The following is a 19,933-nucleotide window of genomic DNA, read 5'->3' as shown; positions in this document are numbered from 1 at the left end:
CTCCTCCCTACCAATATTTATTTAAAATTTGCTTATAGCTGTCAAAGTATAAGTACGCTCTAATTGTTTCAGCGATATTAATTCCAATATAGACAAATACAATCATTTGAGTTGTAAAGTAAACTTCTTTAAGTAAGTGGGGGACAAGCAGCGCTGAATACATTGGTATAGCAAGTACAATCGCTACTACTATTGAACCGAACCAACAAATACGACGTGCTTTACTCCCTAGAAATTTTTCTGTCTGCTGTCCAGGTTGTATACCCTCGAAGTAATTCCCATTTTTAAGAAATTCCTTTGATTTACGTTTCGTATTAATTAATAATCTTGATAAAAAGTAACCCAAAATCATTTGTAACAGAAGATATATAGTAATTCCAACTGGATTTGTAAAATTAAAGACATGTGTTTCAAAATTATGATTCACGATAAAGCGTCCTATGAAATTAACGATATTATTCGTTAACATAAATAATGACAAACTGACCATGATAGAGATACTACCAGCAGGATTAAGTTTCCATGATAAATATGATGGTATATCTTTAGCAGAAATATTCATAATATCATTATATTCTATCCGATATTCTGTTAACTCAATGAAGAAGAGTATAAATAAGGCCAGCACTAATAAGACAATAATCATAGTAATTAAAGATGCGCTTGAATTTAATTTGGGAAAATGTGTATTAAATATAGATTTAACAAGACTCATTAAAACAATTGGCATAGGTCCCGAAATGCCATACGTTGTATTTTGATCTGCTAACCACACCATTAACAACGTTCCTGTAATTAAGACTAATAATAAAATGAGCATATTACTATCTTTAATCGCATGTTTATTAATATATGAATGAATAATGTAAAATCCTTGAGCAGCACTAATGATAAGTGTTAACGCTCGCTCTTTGAAATGTCGTTCCCTACGAGTTTGTGTTTTAACCTTATCATTACTTTTGTGGTTTATTAGTGTCAAAATAATCATCGAACTTAACCACGGCCCAAGTCCTAGTGAAAATATATTTAATGTATGTAAATCCCCACCTACATTAGTAATAGCTAACTTAAAAAAGGAGTCTTTATGAGTTCTTAAATTTTCATTACTTACGATTGAAATATTACTTCCTATAATATATATAACTAAAATTAAGCATGTAAAAAATATTCTTTTATATAAGATTTTATATTCGAATTTCTTAAACATTTTTTCACCCTAATTATTAAATAATTAATCACTTGAATCATATCTAAAGAGGCTAAGGATAATCTAAAGTTGGATTTAGTTGTCATGTACTTATCCAATCAATTATTGTTCCCTAGCCTCTTAATATGATTAAAACTATCTGTTATTTACTACCATCTTGATCATCATCGTCTTTTCTAGATTTTTTTGCCAAACCGAAGATAGCCAATACTATTGCTACTGCTACTATAAAACCGTTGCTTACAACTCCATCTTCTCCTTTAGTCGGTTGTTTAACGACTTTATCTTGTAAACGATTTTGATGAAGTAAATCGAGGTTGTTTGAGTGATTATCAGCTTGATTACTTTGTGTTTCATTGTGTTGTTCTGAATCAGTATAACCTCTTTGTTCTTGTAAATCATAATCTTTTCCAGTTTTATTAAGCATATTCGTATTTTTTGATTGAGTCACGATTGTATCTTCAGACAAGCTATCACCAATAAATTGACTTTCACTATTTATAGGAGATTGAGAAGTGAAAGTTTCAGATGTACTCATTGATGTGGACGTGCTTGATGAATCTGAAATGCTTGTACTTGTTGAGCCACTTACCGATGTACTGGCGCTGTTTGACTCACTTACACTCTTTGATGTAGATGCACTATCGGATGTTGATGTTCTTGTTGAGTCTGAAACGCTCGTACTTGTCGAGTCACTCAATGATGTACTTGTACTATTCGAGTCACTCACACTCATGGATGTACTTTCACTGTCTGACTCACTCACACTCGTTGATGTGGATGCACTTTCTGATGTGGATGTGGACGCACTGTCTGATGTCGACGTACTCGTTGAGTCTGAAATGCTTGTACTTAATGATCCACTTAGCGATGTGCTTGCACTGTTCGAGTCACTCTCGCTTGTTGACGTTGAAGCACTGTCTGATGTCGATGTGCTTGTTGAGTTTGAAAGACTCGTACTTGTCGATTCACTTAATGACGTACTTGTACTATTTGAGTCGCTCACACTCGTTGACGTTGATGCACTTTCTGACGTTGACGTACTTGTTGAATCTGAAACGCTTGTACTTGATGATTCACTTAATGACGTACTTGCGCTATTGGAGTCGCTCACACTCGTTGACGTTGATGCACTGTCTGATGTTGACGTACTCGTTGAGTCTGAAAGACTTGTGCTTGTTGACTCACTCAATGACGTACTTGTACTGTTTGATTCACTCTCACTCGTTGATGTTGATGTACTGTCTGATGTGGACGCACTCGTTGAATCTGAAACGCTTGTACTTAATGAGCCACTCAACGATGTACTTGCGCTATTGGAGTCACTTACGCTCGTTGATGTTGACGCACTTTCTGAAGTCGATGTACTCGTTGATCCTGAAAGACTCGTACTTGTCGAGCCACTTAATGACGTACTTGTACTGTTTGATTCACTCGTTGATGCAGATGCGCTATCAGACATCGACGTACTCGCTGATTCTGATAACTTCTTACTTGTACTCGCTGATTCACTCTCACTCGTTGATGTGGATGCACTTTCTGATGTCGACGTGCTTGTTGAATCTGAAACGCTTGTGCTTGTCGACTCACTTAAAGATGTGCTTGCACTGTTTGAGTCGCTCACACTTGTTGACGTTGACGCACTGTCTGATGTCGATGTACTCGTTGAATCCGAAATGCTTGTACTTGTCGAGTCACTTAAGGACGTACTTGCACTGTTTGAGTAGCTTACACTCATAGATGTAGATGCACTATCGGATGTTGATGTTCTTGTTGAGTCTGAAACGCTCGTACTTGTCGAGTCACTTAATGATGTACTTTCACTGTTTGACTCACTCTCACTCGTTGATGTGGATGCACTTTCTGAAGTCGATGTACTCGCTGATTCTGATAACTTCTTACTTGTACTCGCTGATTCACTCTCACTCGTTGATGTGGATGCACTTTCTGATGTCGACGTGCTTGTTGAATCTGAAATGCTTGTACTTGTTGAATCACTTAATGACGTACTTGCGCTATTGGAGTCACTTACGCTCGTTGATGTTGACGCACTGTCGGATGTCGACGTGCTTGTTGAATCTGAAACGCTTGTACTTGATGATCCACTTAATGACGTACTTTCACTTGTTGAGTCACTCTCACTCGTTGATGTTGATGCACTATCTGATGTCGACGCACTCGTTGAGTCTGAAATGCTTGTACTTGTTGAATCACTTAATGACGTACTTGCGCTATTGGAGTCACTCACACTTGTTGACGTTGATGCACTGTCTGACGTTGACGTACTTGTTGAATCTGAAACGCTTGTGCTTAATGATTCACTCATGGATGTGCTTGTACTGTTTGAGTCACTCTCACTTGTTGATGCAGACGTACTATCTGATGTCGATGTACTCGTTGAGTCTGAAAGACTCGTACTTGTCGATTCACTTAATGACGTACTTGCGCTATTGGAGTCACTTACGCTCGTTGATGTTGACGCACTGTCCGATGTTGATGTACTTGTCGATTCACTTATGGATGTACTTGCACTTTCCGAGTCGCTCACACTCGTTGATGTTGATGCACTTTCTGACGTTGACATGCTTTTTGAATCTGAATCACTTGTGCTTAATGATTCACTTATGGATGTGCTTGTACTGCTTGACTCACTCACACTTGTTGATGTTGACGCACTGTCTGATGTCGATGTGCTTGTTGAATCTGAAACGCTTGTGCTTGTCGACTCACTTAATGACGTACTTGCGCTATTGGAGTCACTCTCGCTCGTTGACGTTGATGCACTTTCTGATGTCGATGTACTTGTTGAATCTGAAACGCTTGTGCTTGTCGACTCACTTAAAGATATGCTGGCACTATTTGAGTCGCTTACACTCATTGATGTGGATGCACTGTCGGATGTCGACGTACTCGTTGATTCTGAAAGACTCGTACTTGTCGATTCACTTAATGACGTACTTGTACTGTTTGAGTCACTTATGCTCGTTGACGTTGATGCACTTTCTGATGTTGACGCGCTTGTTGAATCTGAAACGCTTGTACTTGATGAGCCACTCAACGATGTACTTGCGCTATCGGAGTCGCTCTCGCTCGTTGATGTTGACGCACTGTCAGATGTCGATGTACTTGTTGAGTCTGAAAGACTCGTACTTGTCGATTCTCTTAATGACGTACTTGCGCTATTGGAGTCACTCACACTTGCTGACGTTGACGCACTATCTGATGTTGACGTACTCGTTGAGTCTGAAAGACTTGTGCTTGTCGACTCACTCAATGACGTACTTGTACTGTTTGAGTCACTCTCACTCGTTGATGTGGACGCACTGTCGGATGTTGATGTACTTGTCGATTCTGAAAGACTCGCACTTGTCGAGTCACTTAACGATGTACTTTCACTTGTTGAGTCACTCTCACTCGTTGATGTTGATGCACTATCTGAAGTCGACGTACTCGTTGATTCTGATAACTTTTTACTTGTACTTGCTGATTCGCTTGCTTGGGTTGATGCGCTATCAGACGTCGACGTACTCGCTGATTCTGATAACTTCTTACTTGTACTCGCTGATTCGCTCGCTTTTATTGATGCGCTATCAGACATCGACGTACTCGCTGATTCTGATAACTTCTTACTTGTACTTGCTGATTCGCTTGCTTTTATTGATGCGCTATCAGACGTCGACGTACTCGCTGATTCTGATAACTTCTTACTTGTACTTGCTGATTCGCTCGCTTTTATTGATGCGCTATCAGACATCGACGTACTCGCTGATTCTGATAACTTCTTACTTGTACTTACGGATTCGCTCGCTTGGATTGACGTACTATTCGACGTTGACGCACTTAACGACCCTGAGAGACTCTTACTTGTTGATTCTTTTGTTGATAATGATTGACTCTCTTTTACACTATCACTTAGCGATGTACTATTACTTATACTTGTTGAAACACTATTTACTATGCTAGTGGAAGTAGAGTCACTTGCGCTATTTCTCGTTACTTCATAATTAATTTTAGTCGTAGTTTTATTTCCACTCGCATCCGTTGACTCAATCGTGATTGTATTTGTTCCTATTTGAGTTGGAGTTCCAACAATTGAATTCGTAGATGCATCAAATTTAAGTCCTTGTGGCAATCCAGTTACTGTATGCGTTACCACTTTGCCACTATTATCTGTAGCAGTTATCGTAATTGGATTAATCGGCGTGAAAACTTCTGATGCTTGACTTGGCGTCACATTTACAACAGGGCTGATTGTATCTTGAATCGTTATTGTAAATTGCTTAGATGTTACGTTCCCAGTAGCATCAGTAGTATTAACTGTCACAGTTGTAGTTCCTACTTCACTTGGCGTGCCAGTAATTGTATTTGTCGTTTGATCAAAAGATAACCCTGAAGGTAGACCTGTCACAGTTGTAGTTAATACGTCTTTACTATTGTCAGTTGTAGTAATTGTAATTGGATTAATGGTCTTTCCAACTTCTCTAGTTTGACTATCAACACTAATTTGAGGACCTTGAACATCTTTGAATTTATAAATCACCGTTTGGCTTGAGTTAGTTAATTTAAGTGTAGGTGTACCTGATGTTTCTGAATAATTGGAGTTTTGTAAAGCGTCTGTACTAACATAACTGTAACCTGAATTTTTCAAGTTGTTTAATTGTTTATCTATATTCACAGTCGCATCAACTTCACCTGCAATGGTTTTAGGTGGAATAATATCCTTACCAGTATTTGCATCTACATAGCGTACTTTAGCAACAGCTGATTCTGTATACTCGAATGTTCCAAATTGAACTTGTTGTAAGTTTTTTGCGCCACCAGTTGAGGCAGTCATAGATAGAGAAAACGTCGTACCACCACTGTTTTTAATCCAATCTGTAAGATTTCTCGTAAAAGTTTGTCCAGCGTACGTCACTGTCATCACTTTTGTATCACCATTATAGTCAATGACAAAATCTTGGAATGAATTGTCAGTAGGTTGTACATTTAATTTAGCCGCAGATGATGCCTCAGTGGTAGCCATACCATTTCTATCTGTACTTACGAAGGCACCAAAAGCGCCACCACCACCAACATTACGTGGGTCTGCTTTTGCTTTAGCATCAGATTTAGGAGTTGATGTGTTATGATACGTATCCAATTTAAAACCAAAGGCATTATTCAAACCACCTATTCCAACGGCAGCCCCTTCTTTACCTATCTGTCCTAAAGGGCCTGGTGAAAATGCAAAGCCAATGCCATCTCCACCTGGTACACCATCAGGAGAATAACCTTCATATCTATTACCAAGGTTAACTTTACCTGTAAAACGGAAGCTACGGTTTGAATCTAATCGAGTGTTTAAAGATATGGCACCCTTTTGACTATATGCGTCTGGCGTTAAGGTAGCAATACCTGTTTTAGGATCATACGTCGCAGATCCAGACAGATTCATATGTTCATTAAAGTTATCTTTGTTCACCACAACAGAATTAGATGTCAGACTTGAAGTTGTTGTCGTGGACGTTGTTGTCGGTGCTGCCATCGTATTCAAAACAGTAAATCTACTAAATGTTCTTAAATTTGCAAAGGAAGTAGGACTCGATTGATTCGAAGTAGATGTTGATGTCAGATTAGATATTTGATTTGTACTAGTACGTGCTTCACTAGTCGCTAATGAATCGGTTGCTTTTGTTTCGATTGACTGGGTTAAATTGGAGCTAATGTTCTTTTCTGAGGATGACGTGTTTGATTGTGTTGACTTAGAGGTTACATTCGAAGACTTATTTTGATCTTGTTGTGCAGTATTATCATTGTTAGTAGTTGTACTCTCTACATGGTCTGTGGAGGCATATGTATTTAACTTAGATGATTGATTTGATGTTTCACTACTTTGTTGACTAATTCCAGCTTTTTCACTGGATTGAGCTGTATTTGTAACTTCTGAAGACATTTGCTTATTTGTACTATTAGAATGGTTAGATTCCAAACTTGTAGAATTGACTGTTTCTTTTTGTGAGTTCTTAATCGTAGTTGAATTTTGATTGGCTACTGTCTCACTATTGGATGAAATTTCAGAGGTGATTGGTGTTTCTGAGGCAGCAAATGCTTGATGATTATTCAACATATTAAATGTAAATGCTCCACCAACTAGGGCTGTTGTTTTAGCTGCACTTTTTTTTAATTTATGACCTTTCGTCTTTTCAGTCACATTTTCTTGTATTTCGTTTTTACTTAAAAATGGTAGCCCCATTGTTTTTAACAATTCTATTTCATTAATACTTGCTTTTACCCAGCTTTTTCCTGACTTGTATATTTTTACCCGTGTTTTTTGTTGCTCAAGACTTTTTTTATAATCCTTTTCTTTCTTTGTCATAATAAACTCCCCATAGTTTTCTTAATTAATCATAGTCTTTTATACTGAAAATATTCATTTTTACAAGTATATAACTATGAACATGTAAAATGCAACTAATACTTCTTAGTTTTAATAAATTACTATACATATAAAGATATTAAACGATTGTGCAAAGAGGAATTGTTAACAAAAGGATTATTTTACTATTAACAAGTGTTTTTTATCTATATTTCAAGTTACTGTTACATTGAATTCAACTAAACTTTATCTACTTATTGAATAATTATATATATAAATTCGAATCAAAATGAATATAATTTACGAAGGAACTTAAAAACTAATTTGTATATTTATGTATGATAACGAATAAAAAACTAACTTTAAATAAAGTTAGTTTTAAAATTAATGATTACTAAATTGCTTTAGACACAATGTTATTTACCATTGTCCGTTGTTGTATTGATACATACCTTCTTTTAAATATATTCCCCAAAATATATAACACAATATACCTAGCCCCACGGAATCAAATAAAATAATATAATCCATATTAACAAAGATAGTGATTAAAAATAATAAAATAGTAATACTCATTGGAAAAGTAACTAAAAGTACCATATGAAGCATGTATATCGTACATAAAGTAAGTCCTATTATTCCAGTAAAGATAATCATACCGAAGATGATATTACTCGTTGCTACATTAAAGTATTGTATTTCTGAACTCGCTTTTATCATTGGTATACCAAAACCGCTTCCTAAAAAAGGATGCTCAGTTAGCGCATAATCAATAGCTTTAATATTCATATCACTCGGCATAAAGACCTCTTGGCTATTCTTCCCTTTTAAGATTAGTTTAATAAAAAGATGATAAATATATGGTTGATTTATTATAGCAATTGCCATTAGTATCATAGCACCAATTATGGGATGTTTAATTCTCTTTTTTATGTGAGATAACGGTAATAGAAGCATTAGACATAAAATAACAGATATGAAAATATGACGAGAGTTTGATAAATAGAGCTCTATCATTCCAATATTTAATAATAATAAATTGAATACATCATAATCTTGTTGTTTGATTATTGTTACCATATATAGAACTAGACCCATAGCAAGAATAACTGCGAATGAATGTGCATCCTTGAAAACACTTCTAAGTGATTCCTCATCAATTAAATATGATTTTGGCGCTATAACTATAAATAAAAAAGTAAAGGCAATCACTAGCGTGATAAATTGATTAATCCAGTTAATGAGATTCTTTATCTTTTTTATTAAACTAACATACATAACAATCAAAATTAGCGGTATAAAGAAGTTAAGCAATTTAAGAATAGATTCTATCGGATCATTAGATACGACTAAACTCATTATGATATAAAGTAGCATAAGAATCATAGTAGACTTGATAAATCTTAATATCATTTCATTTCTTATCCAATGTTTTACATATTTAAATAGAAAAAATACTCCAATTACATAAATCAAGATATATTTCATACTTACTATGTAATGCGCCATCTCTTGTGTATCATAGGGAGTGTATATTTGCGATCTGAGCATATAAAGTATGATTAATTGAACGACACCTAGCGCCCCTCTTTTAAGAAGTAATAAAGATAAAGCGATAGATATCATTAATGTCCATTTATTAGGAATGCTAACTATAAAAATGGATAAGATAATCAACCATTCGATAAATTTACGTTGAGTGATGTTTAAAAATTGTTTCATGATATAAGCCTCAAGTTGTCTAATTCGTGATGTAAGTGTTTGATCAATTTTCAATTACGAACATGTTATTATATTTCTATTATAAATAATTATACGCTATCAAAAAAATATTTTTCTAAATAATTTTATTATATTTTAGAATTATAACATGAATACATTCCTACCGAAAATTAAAATGATGAATATGACGTATGTCTTAAATTAAAATTTTTATTCCAATAAATGAAAACAATTAATGCTTTAGACAACGAACATATTCTTTCACCATAAATGCACTAAACGATACGTTTACGAACCGCGCCAGATATTAAATCAACTAAAGCGACCATCGCAATCAAACCAATTAGAATCATGCCAACTCGGTCCCAAGATCGTGTTTGTAAAGCAAAAATTAATGGTGTACCTATGCCACCTGCGCCGATTAATCCTAAAATGGAGGCCGAACGTAAATTCAATTCAAATCGATACAAAATAAGTGAAATAAACGATGGTAAAATTTGTGGTATTACAGCAAACATTAACGTCTTCATTTTATTTGCTCCACTCGCCTTTAAAGATTCTACAGCGCTAAAATCTAAACTTTCAATATCTTCAACAAAAAGCTTCCCTAACATGCCGACTGAATGAATCCCCAGTGCAAGTACACCTGAAAACGAACCTGGTCCAACAGCTTTAATAAATATTAACGCCATTACAATTTCAGGAAACACACGTATAATGCTTAATATGAATTTACTTATGCCCGTAACCGGTCGTAATTTCATCATATTTTTAGCTCCTAAAAATGCAAAAGGAATACATATAATTGAAGCAATGAACGTGCCAATCACTGCAATAGCAAAAGTTTCCAGCAAACCTCTAAGTAAGTCTTCACCATCAGGTATATATATGTAACTTAAATCTGGATGAAATAGTCCGTAAAAGATAGACTTTAATATTTCAATAGACTTACTTTTAAGTTCAAGACCTGGAATCCCTGCAAACGCCCATATAATTACAGCTGCAACTACAGTGACTATAACCCAATTTTTAATTATTCGCTGACGATGTTTTTTTGATTTTAATTCATATTTACTATCCAACGTATTCATGCTAATTTTTCCCTCACTTTCGAACTCACATAGTCAATAATAACTACAATGATTAGAGTGAACAGGATAATCATTGCTGTCTTTTTATATTGAAACAATCCTAACGTTTGATCGTAGAACAACCCAATACCACCTGCGCCAACAAGACCTAAAACTGCTGATGCCCGAATGTTAATTTCAAAGGCAAATAACACATATGACATAAATGATGAAATTGCTTGAGGAACAACGCCAAATGCAATCCATTTCACTTTATTAGCCCCTACAGCTGTCATAGCTTCCATAGGTCCTGGATCAATTGTTTCTAATGATTCATATAATAATTTACCAATGATACATATTGTTAGAACAAAAAGTGCTAATACACCCGGAATTTGTCCAATACCAAATATGGCTACAAATACGGCAGCTAATAATAAATCAGGTATTGTGCGTACAATATTAAGGACAAAACGTGATGGAATCGCAATCCACTTTGTTTGAACAATATTACTCGCACACAGTAACGCTATAGGAATGGAGACAATACTTCCTAGAAAAGTACCGACAATTGCCATACGAATCGTGTCTAGCATTGGTTGTGTAATATGATCTAGATAACCCCAATCTGGAGGTATCATTTGTTTGAAGAATACGCCAATTTGTGGCAGACCTATCATTAAATCTCCAATGCTAAATCCAGTATAAATAAAACTCCAGATAATCAAACCCGTGATTAAAATAATTGAAAAGCTAGTTTTAAGAGACATCCTTTTATTTAAATAGCGATTATATTTATGCGTTGTTGGTGTCGTCACTTTATTCCACCCCTAATTTTTCATCGTTCTTAATAGAGCGACCGTATATATGATTAAATACTTCGTCATTTGTCTCAGACGCGGGTCCATCATAAACGAGCTCTCCCGCTCTTAAACCAATTATTCTCGATCCGTATTCCTTTGCCAAATCTACAAAGTGTAAATTAATTAAAATAGTAATACCAAGTTCTTCATTGATTTTCTTTAAGTCATCCATCACTTGTTTTGTAGTTAATGGATCTAATGAAGCAACTGGTTCGTCTGCTAATATAATGGTTGGTTCCTGACATAACGCTCTAGCTATTGATATACGTTGTTGTTGACCACCTGACAACTGGTCAGAGCGTTGGTCATATTTATCTAAAATGTTTACACGTTCTAAAGCATCCAATGCCTTGACTTTATCTTCTTTAGGAAAAAGACCAAGTATCATTTTCCAAGTAGGATGGTATCCTACCCTGCCACTCAAAACATTTCTAAGAACTGTTGAACGCTTAACTAAGTTAAAATGTTGAAAAATCATACCTATACTTCGACGCATTTCTAATAATTTTTTACCACGTGCTTTAGTTATTGACTGACCTTCGATAGTAATATCACCTTTGGAAATATCATGTAGCCGATTAACCGATCGTAGTAATGTTGATTTACCTGCTCCAGACAGTCCAACAATAACTGCAAAATCACCTTTTTCTATATTTAAGTTAATATCTTTTAATCCCACATGGCCATTTGGATACACTTTACTAACATCCTTAAATTCGATTTGACTCATCAACAAACACCCTTCTTTTATAAAGAAAAGCTATGAGACTCAAGCCGCAAGAGGTCCACAAACCTTCACGTTTAATCCCTTAGCTTTTCTTTTTATAATTCATTCAATTTATTTTATTTCATATCATGAACAGCTTTTTCATATTGTCTAACGATATCAAAGTCTGAATCTTTAGTATCAACATAACCTTCATGAGAATATACCTCGCTAATGATTTTATGACCTTTTTTAGTTTTAGAAATTTCTTTAAAAGCTTTTTTCAATTTATCTTGGAATTTTTTATCCATATCAGGACGTACTGAAATCGTATCATTAGGAATTGGTTTAGTGAGTTTTAATATTTTAGTATCTTTAAATACATTTGGTTGATCTTTTTTCACAACTGTACGTGCATCATTAAATACAGCTGCTGCATCCACATCTCCATTTAACAATGAAATAACTGCTTGGTCGTGTCCTTTAACATTGACTATTTTCATATCTTTTGTTGCATCAATACCAGCTTCTTTTTTTAATGTTACTAGAGGGAATGTATATCCTGCTGTAGAAGTTACATCTTGTAATGCTATTTTTTTACCTTTTAAATCTTTGAGACTATTAATACCAGAGTCCTTTTTAACAAGGATTTCTGACTTATAATCATCAACTAACTTTTTACTTGGAGACCCATCTTCATTAACGTCGTAACGTTCTGCCTTTAATAATAAATCCGCTGCCTTTTGATCGTGTGCTAATGTATATGCAGTTGGTGGCAAGAAACCAACATCCACTTTCTTAGATTTCATCGCTTCAACTATCGTGTTGTAGTTTGTTGAAACTGATACTTTAACCGGAATCCCTAATTTATCTGACAACAATTTTTCTAACGGTTTTGCCTTAGCTTCGAGTGTATCAGCGTTTTGAGATGGTACAAATTGTACTGTTAATTCTTTAGGTGTATAACTACCTGATTTTGAATCTGATCCACTATCCGAACTTTTATTATTATCCAAAGAACTTGAATTCCCACAGGCTGCTGCAAAAATAACCACCGATAAAACAAGCATCACTAAAAACTTAAGATTTTTCATTCTACCTACTGTCCCCTTTACATCAATATTGGTGTAATATGTATATTTTTGAAACTATATTTATAGATTAGCATATCTTATAAGTGATGGGTATTTAATTTTAATTAAAATTATAATTTTTTTATAATAAATCGTAAGAAATTGTAAAAAAACTGTTAAGCAAGCACAAAACGCTATATTTTTATACTATACTTTTTAAAAATTCCATCTTTTACATAAGGAGTAATCATAGAGATGAAAATATTTAAAACTTTAAGTTCTATACTAGTTACATCTGTTCTTTCTGTGACTGTGATTCCCTCAACATTTGCATCAACAGAATCTACTGCTACAAATCAGACACAACAAACAGTACTTTTTGATAATTCTCATGCTCAAACTGCGGGCGCTGCCGATTGGGTGATTGATGGCGCTTTCTCAGATTATGCAGATTCAATGAGAAAGCAAGGTTACCAAGTTAAAGAACTAGAAGGAGAATCAAACATTTCTGATCAATCTTTACAGCAGGCGCGTGTATTAGTTATTCCTGAAGCTAACAATCCATTTAAAGAAAATGAGCAGAAAGCAATCATTAATTTTGTTAAAAATGGTGGTAGTGTCATTTTCATCTCAGACCACTATAATGCCGATCGTAATTTAAATCGTATTGATTCTTCAGAATCAATGAATGGTTATCGACGTGGCGCATACGAAAATATGACTAAAGATATGAATAATGAAGAAAAGAATTCTAACGTTATGCATAACGTTAAGAGTTCTGATTGGCTCTCACAAAACTTCGGTGTTCGCTTTAGATATAATGCACTTGGAGATATCAATACTCAAAATATCGTTTCAAGCAAAGATAGTTTTGGTATTACTAAAGGGGTACAATCAGTTTCGATGCACGCAGGTTCAACATTAGCAATAACTGATCCTAATAAAGCTAAAGGCATTATTTATATGCCGGAACATTTAACACATAGTCAAAAATGGTCTCACGCAGTTGATCAAGGTATTTACAATGGGGGTGGCATCAACGAAGGACCTTATGTAGCCATTTCAAAAATCGGCAAAGGTAAAGCTGCATTTATTGGCGATAGCTCCCTCGTAGAAGATCGTTCACCTAAATATCTTCGTGAAGATAATGGGAAACCTAAAAAAACGTACGATGGTTTTAAAGAACAAGATAATGGAAAGTTATTAAATAATTTAACAACATGGCTAGGCAAAAAAGAATCTCAATCTTCTATGAAAGACATGGGGATTAAACTTGATAATAAAACACCGCTACTTAACTTTGAGCAACCTGAGAATTCAATTGAACCTCAAAAAGAACCGTGGACTAACCCAATAGAAGGTTACAAATGGTATGATCGTTCAACATTTAAAACAGGTAGTTATGGAAGTAATCAACGGGGTGCTGACGATGGAGTAGATGACAAAAGCTCTTCTCATCAAAATCAAAATGCCAAAGTTGAATTAACTTTACCTCAAAATATCCAACCGCATCATCCATTTCAATTTACAATCAAACTCACGGGATATGAGCCTAATAGCACAATTAGCGATGTAAGAGTTGGACTTTATAAAGATGGAGGTAAGCAAATCGGTAGCTTTTCTTCTAACCGTAACCAATTCAATACTCTCGGCTATAGTCCTGGCCAATCAATTAAAGCAAATGGTGCGGGTGAAGCTTCATTCACACTCACAGCTAAAGTGACAGATGAAATTAAAGATGCTAATATTCGTGTTAAACAAGGGAAAAAAATTCTATTAACACAAAAAATGAATGAAAATTTTTAACACCGATAATAACATAGTGTTGAAAAGTGAGACATTGTTTTTAATTTATATATCACAAAACTATGTCTCTTCCCCGTACTTGAGGAGGTTAATTCAATGTCTCAAATTGCGTTCTATATCCTTAGTGATGTTCACGGTTTTATATTCCCAACAGATTTTTCATCAAGAGAAAAAGATTTACCTATGGGTTTGTTAAAAGCTAATCATCTAATCGAACAAGACTGCGTGCACTATGACGGCAGTGTAAAGATCGATAATGGGGACTTCTTACAAGGTTCTCCATTATGTAACTACTTAGTATCTAAATTAAAGAGTAGTCTCCCATTAACATCAATATATAATCGTTTAGGGTTTGATTTTGGAATTGTTGGCAATCATGAATTTAATTATGATTTACCTTATCTAAAACAGGCCATCAATCAACTTCATTACCCAGTTTTGTGTGCAAATATAATTGAAAATACACAGCCATTCACTGGCCAAGGTATTCATTATTTTAAAGTAAATGATTTAACTATAGGAACTATTGGATTAACCACTCAGTATATTCCTCACTGGGAACAACCTGATTACATTAAGACACTCACTTTTAACAGTGCTGTCCACATATTAAAATCTGAGTTACCTACACTTAGGGAAAAGAGTGATATTGTAGTAGTAAGTTATCATGGTGGTTTTGAACGTGATTTAGATAGTGGCCTCCCGACTGAGGCGCTTACTGGGGAAAACGAAGGGTATGATATACTAAGTCAGTTTAGCGATAGTATCGATGTGTTGATAACCGGCCATCAACATCGTGATATTGCGACAATCAAGAACCAAACAGCCATCATTCAACCAGGTTCAAAAGGTACAAAAGTTGGAAAAATAGTTATTGAATATACACATGATAAAAAAGTATTAATTAAAGAATGTAACTTAATGAATGTTAATAACAATACCTCCTTTAAGCCGAATGTCGAAGATATCGCTTTACGTAATCAATTGGAAGATTGGCTTGATACTCAAATCGCAGAACTCCCCTACGCTATGAGAATAAACAATTCATTTGAGGCAAGAAAATCACCGCATGCATTTGTTAACCTTCTTAATTATATTTTATTAGAAAAAAGTGGTGCAGATATTGCATGTACAGCACTATTTGATTCCGCAAATGGCTTTGATGAGAAAATAACCATGCGTGATATCATCAATAATTATCCTTTTCCTAATACTTTTAAAGTGATTGAACTTAGTGGAAAAGATATTAAACTTGCAATTGAACGAAGCGCAAGTTATTTTGACATTGTTAATCATAAAATCACAGTTAATAAAGAGTTTCTAGAACCTAAACCTCAGCATTTCAACTATGACATATTTGCAGGTATCCAATATACAATTCATGTTAGTCATCCTTACGGTGAACGTGTTAGTGATTTACTAATTAATGATGCACCAATACAAAGTGATCAAATATATACAATATGCGTAAATAATTATAGAGCTGTTGGTGGCGGGAATTATGATATGTACGTTAACAAACCTGTGATAAAAGATATTCAAATCGAAGGTGCTCAATTGTTAATAGATTACTTATCTCACAATGATTTATCACAAATCCCACAAGTGATTGATTTCAATGTTGTTAAGTAATCCCTAGTTCTATTAAAACATCATTGATGAAAAGTTTGATTGCATAAAGAAAAATCCTTATAGAGGCGTCGCCACACTTCTATAAGGATTTTTTAATAATCATGAATATTCATTAAATGTGATATGTTTCTTTTCATAAAGTTGATTAACAAGATTAAGAAGCATACCCAACACTATAATCCCACCAGATATCAAAGTAATTTGAACGTAAGGTAACCCTATTGATAATAATATAGATCCAATGATTGCACCAAGAAAATTAGCAACATTGAAAATAGAAGCAGCTAACGTACTTGCAAGAAGTGGTGCTTCTTTTGCACTTAAGATAATTTTGCTATTAAGTAACGGTGTTGTACCAAATGTACCAAAACCGAATAAGAAGCAAATGATTAATGCTAATATTGAATTTTGAATAACAGTAACAAATAGTATGATTGTTACAAATAGTAAAAGAAATGTAAGGTATAAATTTTTTGTTAATTTATCTTCCGGTACATTACCAGTAATTAAATTCCCTATCACACCGCCTAGACCAAACATAAATAAACAAACAGTTAAACCTACAATTTTAAATGGAGAAAAATCTCGTATCATTGGCTCCATAAATGTATAAGTAGTAAACACACCAGAGTAACCAAACACAATAATTGCAATCACAATTAAAATGTGTGGATTCTTAAACACTGTTAATTCTTTGCTAATATTTGCTTCTGCACTTAAAGAAACATTTGGAACAAATTTAATCATTCCTAACATAGTAATGATTGCCAACACAATCATGAATCCAAAAACAACTCTCCAATTTGCAAAGCCACCTAAAAATGATCCGAATGGTACACCTAACATTACAGCAATAGTTAAACCTGCCTGAACAAGTGCAATGGCCTGTGTTTTTTTAGCAGGAGGTGCGACTGTCGCAGCAACACTCATACACACACCGAAGAATGGCGCATGCATTGCCGCAGACATGAGTCTTGATAATAACAATACATTAAAATTCGGTGCTAACATTCCCACTAAATTACTTATTATAAAAATCGCAACTAAAATCGGTAACAGACGGTGGGCGTGAACTTTCAATGTTATGATTCGCATTAAAGGCCCTATCAATGCAACACTAATAGCATAAACACTAATTAATAAACCTGCACTCGAAATAGAAACCTTCATATCGTCAGCGATTTGTGTAAGTAATCCTGTCACTACATATTCAGCCATTCCTACTGTAAATGTTCCTATCATAAAAATAATGAACAACATTTTATTATCTTTCATGAGCGTTTCCTCCTTTTCTTAATATCAAAAAATCAATATGAGTGATATATTATAAAAAATTCGTCTCAATGTGAAGAGTAAGTTTTCAAATTTTCATCTTCCTCAAATATTAATCTCATAAGTTTTCATCTTATTTTCATGAAATAATAATAAGACAATTTATGATGACTTGCTATAAAGCATATGTTTAAATATGTCTGATTGAATTGATTTAATTTCGATAAATAAAATTGAATATTCATGAAATAATGTCAATTTTTTGACGAACTCTCTTATAATACGTCTTCATTTCTCTGTTTGATCATAATTAAATGATTTTTTTAATAACTCGACAATAATTATCTTTAAGTTCATTTTAATGTTTGAAGGTAATTTGGTAATCAGAAATTAAAATAGTTACCTAAAAATTAATTGTAGTATGGACAATGTAGTAGTATGTGATTAATTTTGATTGAATGATAATCACAGTCCAAATTGTATATATTTTCTTAGGTCATTTAATGAAGACGCTTTACATGTTTATAATGAAAAACTAACTGTTACTTTACAAAACCTTCGATATATAATATGATATTAATTGTTGAAATTTTGGAGGGATACTCAAGTCTGGTTTAAGAGGCTAATCATTCGTGATTAGTAGGAGCTTTTTGCTCGCGTTGGTTCAAATCCTTCTCCCTCCGCTATATATAAAAGAGCCTGAGGCATTTATTTGTCTCAGGCTCTTTCCTACGATTAGTCAAGTACTTATAATTAAAATAAGCATTACTTAACTAAACCGTTCATTTTAATTTTTTTGAATAAGGTGTTAAACTACATTTGATTGTACGTTTGGCTAATGTGGTGACATTTGATAATCGTACAATTTATGATTCATTACAAGATAATGAATTGTTTTTAATAATCGATTTATACAAGCAATGATGGCAGTCTTATTAGGTTTCTCATTAGGCTGCTTTCTTAGTTTGTAGTAATAATCGACGACATGATTGTCATAATGATGCTGCCCTCTTATTATATTCATAATCACCCAAAATAAAAGTTTTCTCGCTTTTTTATTACCACGCTTGTTGATGGTATCTCTACAGTGTGTATGACCTGATTGATATCGTTTGATATCAATGCCAACAAAAGCATTGAGTTGTTTATTTGATTTAAATCGCTTAATATCACCAATCTCCCCAATAATCATAGCTGTGCTTAGCTTACCAATACCAGGTATCGAATGAATATTTTCAAAATAATCGAGTTGTTGTGCTAATTGAATCATGGCATCATCTAATTGTTTGATATGATGAATAGATTGTTTTAATTGTTGAATAAGTAAGCGTAATTTTTCGACTAGAAAGGAATGTCTATCGACATTAGGATAGCTTTCTTGAGCAATCACTCTTAATTGAAGTGCATATTTTGTAGCTTTATCCATTGACATTCCTTTATCTGTAGAATTGAATATATGTGTAATCAGTACATCCTTGTCGATATCAAGAACCATGTCTGGATGAGTAAAGATTTCTGCGATGTTGAGTGCAATGATTGAATATCGACTACTGAATAATCTTTCTAAACCAGGGAATGTTTGATGGAATAATTCAAGGATCTGAAATTTAAGTCGATTTTGTTCATTCTCGATTTCTAGATGAAAACGGACGCGTTCTCTTAATTCAAAGAATATTAACTCATGTATAGGTAAGTTGTCTGTTTGTTTAAGCGTCGGTCCTAAACAAGCAAGCTTATGAGCATCTGCCTGATCAGTTTTCCATGATCTTAGAGTGCTCGTTTTAAATTTGGCTTCTAACGGATTCATTTGAATATAGTTAATTTGATTTACACAACAAAATCGTTCCATACCTCTTGAATAGATACCTGTAGATTCAAAAATGAGTTGTGGGTGGTCTAAGTCATTCAAATACTTGAGTAAATAATTGTAACCATTTTTATTATTTTGGATGAAAAACTCTTTTTGGAATTTTCCATTTTTATAATGTGCAACTACACTACTTCTTTTACTAATATCAACACCTAAGTAATCGATAAAAAAACCTCCTTTGAATAATTGAGAAGCTAAAAACTTTACTCAACCTTTCTCATTTCATTTTCCTATACACGGTTTCAAGAACCCAACATACTACAAACGAATTTCAAAAGGCGAGAGTAAAGCTGACTTGTTTTTTATACGGATTTAAAATCCAAGAGTCTGGACAGTCTACTTCTCTCTATAACTATA

At 34.1% G+C, this 19,933-nt stretch carries 11 protein-coding genes and 1 tRNA gene; 3 read left to right on the top strand and 9 right to left on the bottom strand.

Features of this window, described 5'->3' with window-relative positions:
* Positions 1-7: 7 nt before the first annotated feature.
* From secY2 to FNL83_RS01245, 7 genes are all read right to left on the bottom strand, one after another.
* Positions 8-1,207 carry an accessory Sec system protein translocase subunit SecY2 gene (gene secY2, locus FNL83_RS01275; protein ID WP_001831846.1) on the bottom strand — a complete coding sequence of 400 codons (1,200 nt, stop codon included), beginning with the start codon at positions 1,205-1,207 and terminating at the stop codon, positions 8-10.
* Between the two features lie 142 nt (positions 1,208-1,349).
* Positions 1,350-7,562, bottom strand: a complete 6,213-nt coding sequence (locus FNL83_RS01270; RefSeq protein WP_057504628.1) for a lectin-like domain-containing protein — start codon at positions 7,560-7,562, stop codon at positions 1,350-1,352.
* A 420-nt stretch (positions 7,563-7,982) separates the two neighbouring features.
* Positions 7,983-9,284 carry a hypothetical protein gene (locus tag FNL83_RS01265; RefSeq protein WP_002468470.1) on the bottom strand — a complete coding sequence of 434 codons (1,302 nt, stop codon included), beginning with the start codon at positions 9,282-9,284 and terminating at the stop codon, positions 7,983-7,985.
* A gap of 275 nt (positions 9,285-9,559) precedes the next feature.
* Positions 9,560-10,375, bottom strand: coding sequence for a phosphonate ABC transporter, permease protein PhnE (gene phnE / locus FNL83_RS01260; RefSeq protein ID WP_002468469.1), 816 nt, complete (start codon positions 10,373-10,375; stop codon positions 9,560-9,562).
* Positions 10,372-11,124 (bottom strand): phosphonate ABC transporter, permease protein PhnE, encoded by a 753-nt coding sequence (gene phnE / locus FNL83_RS01255; RefSeq protein ID WP_161800868.1) that lies wholly within the window; start codon positions 11,122-11,124, stop codon positions 10,372-10,374. The genes phnE (FNL83_RS01260) and phnE (FNL83_RS01255) overlap by 4 nt, the downstream gene beginning before the upstream one ends.
* A gap of 49 nt (positions 11,125-11,173) precedes the next feature.
* Positions 11,174-11,947 (bottom strand): phosphonate ABC transporter ATP-binding protein, encoded by a 774-nt coding sequence (gene phnC, locus FNL83_RS01250; RefSeq protein WP_002468921.1) that lies wholly within the window; start codon positions 11,945-11,947, stop codon positions 11,174-11,176.
* A 113-nt stretch (positions 11,948-12,060) separates the two neighbouring features.
* Positions 12,061-13,017, bottom strand: coding sequence for a phosphate/phosphite/phosphonate ABC transporter substrate-binding protein (locus tag FNL83_RS01245; protein ID WP_002489738.1), 957 nt, complete (start codon positions 13,015-13,017; stop codon positions 12,061-12,063).
* Between the two features lie 234 nt (positions 13,018-13,251).
* On the opposite strand from FNL83_RS01245, the gene FNL83_RS01240 reads away from it, so the two are divergent.
* Positions 13,252-14,802: a motility-associated ABC transporter substrate-binding family protein gene (locus FNL83_RS01240; RefSeq protein ID WP_002456758.1), complete on the top strand. Its 1,551-nt coding sequence runs from the start codon at positions 13,252-13,254 to the stop codon at positions 14,800-14,802.
* A 96-nt stretch (positions 14,803-14,898) separates the two neighbouring features.
* Complete coding sequence (locus FNL83_RS01235) at positions 14,899-16,434, top strand: bifunctional metallophosphatase/5'-nucleotidase (RefSeq protein ID WP_001832016.1); 1,536 nt, start codon at positions 14,899-14,901, stop codon at positions 16,432-16,434.
* 99 nt (positions 16,435-16,533) lie between these two features.
* On the opposite strand, the gene FNL83_RS01230 is transcribed toward FNL83_RS01235, so the two are convergent.
* Positions 16,534-17,709 (bottom strand): MFS transporter, encoded by a 1,176-nt coding sequence (locus FNL83_RS01230; RefSeq protein ID WP_001832013.1) that lies wholly within the window; start codon positions 17,707-17,709, stop codon positions 16,534-16,536.
* Positions 17,710-18,299: 590 nt separating this feature from the next.
* Here FNL83_RS01230 and FNL83_RS01220 point away from each other — a divergent pair.
* A tRNA-Thr gene (locus tag FNL83_RS01220) sits at positions 18,300-18,389 on the top strand.
* A 152-nt stretch (positions 18,390-18,541) separates the two neighbouring features.
* Here FNL83_RS01220 and FNL83_RS01215 read toward each other — a convergent pair.
* Positions 18,542-19,741 (bottom strand): IS110-like element ISSep2 family transposase, encoded by a 1,200-nt coding sequence (locus FNL83_RS01215; RefSeq protein WP_305887855.1) that lies wholly within the window; start codon positions 19,739-19,741, stop codon positions 18,542-18,544.
* Between the last annotated feature and the right edge of the window lie 192 nt (positions 19,742-19,933).

The sequence above is a fragment of the Staphylococcus epidermidis genome (genome assembly GCF_006742205.1).
In the GTDB taxonomy this organism is placed as follows: domain Bacteria; phylum Bacillota; class Bacilli; order Staphylococcales; family Staphylococcaceae; genus Staphylococcus; species Staphylococcus epidermidis.
The sequence above is the reverse complement of the archived record's forward strand: the minus strand, read 5'-3'. Positions and strand labels throughout refer to the sequence as shown.

Coding starts and splice junctions, on each gene's coding strand:
- FNL83_RS01245 (WP_002489738.1), bottom strand. CDS start 13,017: ATGAAAAATCTTAAGTTTTTAGTGATGCTTGTTTTATCGGTGGTTATT.
- FNL83_RS01270 (WP_057504628.1), bottom strand. CDS start 7,562: ATGACAAAGAAAGAAAAGGATTATAAAAAAAGTCTTGAGCAACAAAAA.
- phnC (WP_002468921.1), bottom strand. CDS start 11,947: ATGAGTCAAATCGAATTTAAGGATGTTAGTAAAGTGTATCCAAATGGC.
- FNL83_RS01240 (WP_002456758.1), top strand. CDS start 13,252: ATGAAAATATTTAAAACTTTAAGTTCTATACTAGTTACATCTGTTCTT.
- phnE (WP_161800868.1), bottom strand. CDS start 11,124: ATGTCTCTTAAAACTAGCTTTTCAATTATTTTAATCACGGGTTTGATT.
- FNL83_RS01230 (WP_001832013.1), bottom strand. CDS start 17,709: ATGAAAGATAATAAAATGTTGTTCATTATTTTTATGATAGGAACATTT.
- FNL83_RS01235 (WP_001832016.1), top strand. CDS start 14,899: ATGTCTCAAATTGCGTTCTATATCCTTAGTGATGTTCACGGTTTTATA.
- phnE (WP_002468469.1), bottom strand. CDS start 10,375: ATGAATACGTTGGATAGTAAATATGAATTAAAATCAAAAAAACATCGT.
- secY2 (WP_001831846.1), bottom strand. CDS start 1,207: ATGTTTAAGAAATTCGAATATAAAATCTTATATAAAAGAATATTTTTT.
- FNL83_RS01265 (WP_002468470.1), bottom strand. CDS start 9,284: ATGAAACAATTTTTAAACATCACTCAACGTAAATTTATCGAATGGTTG.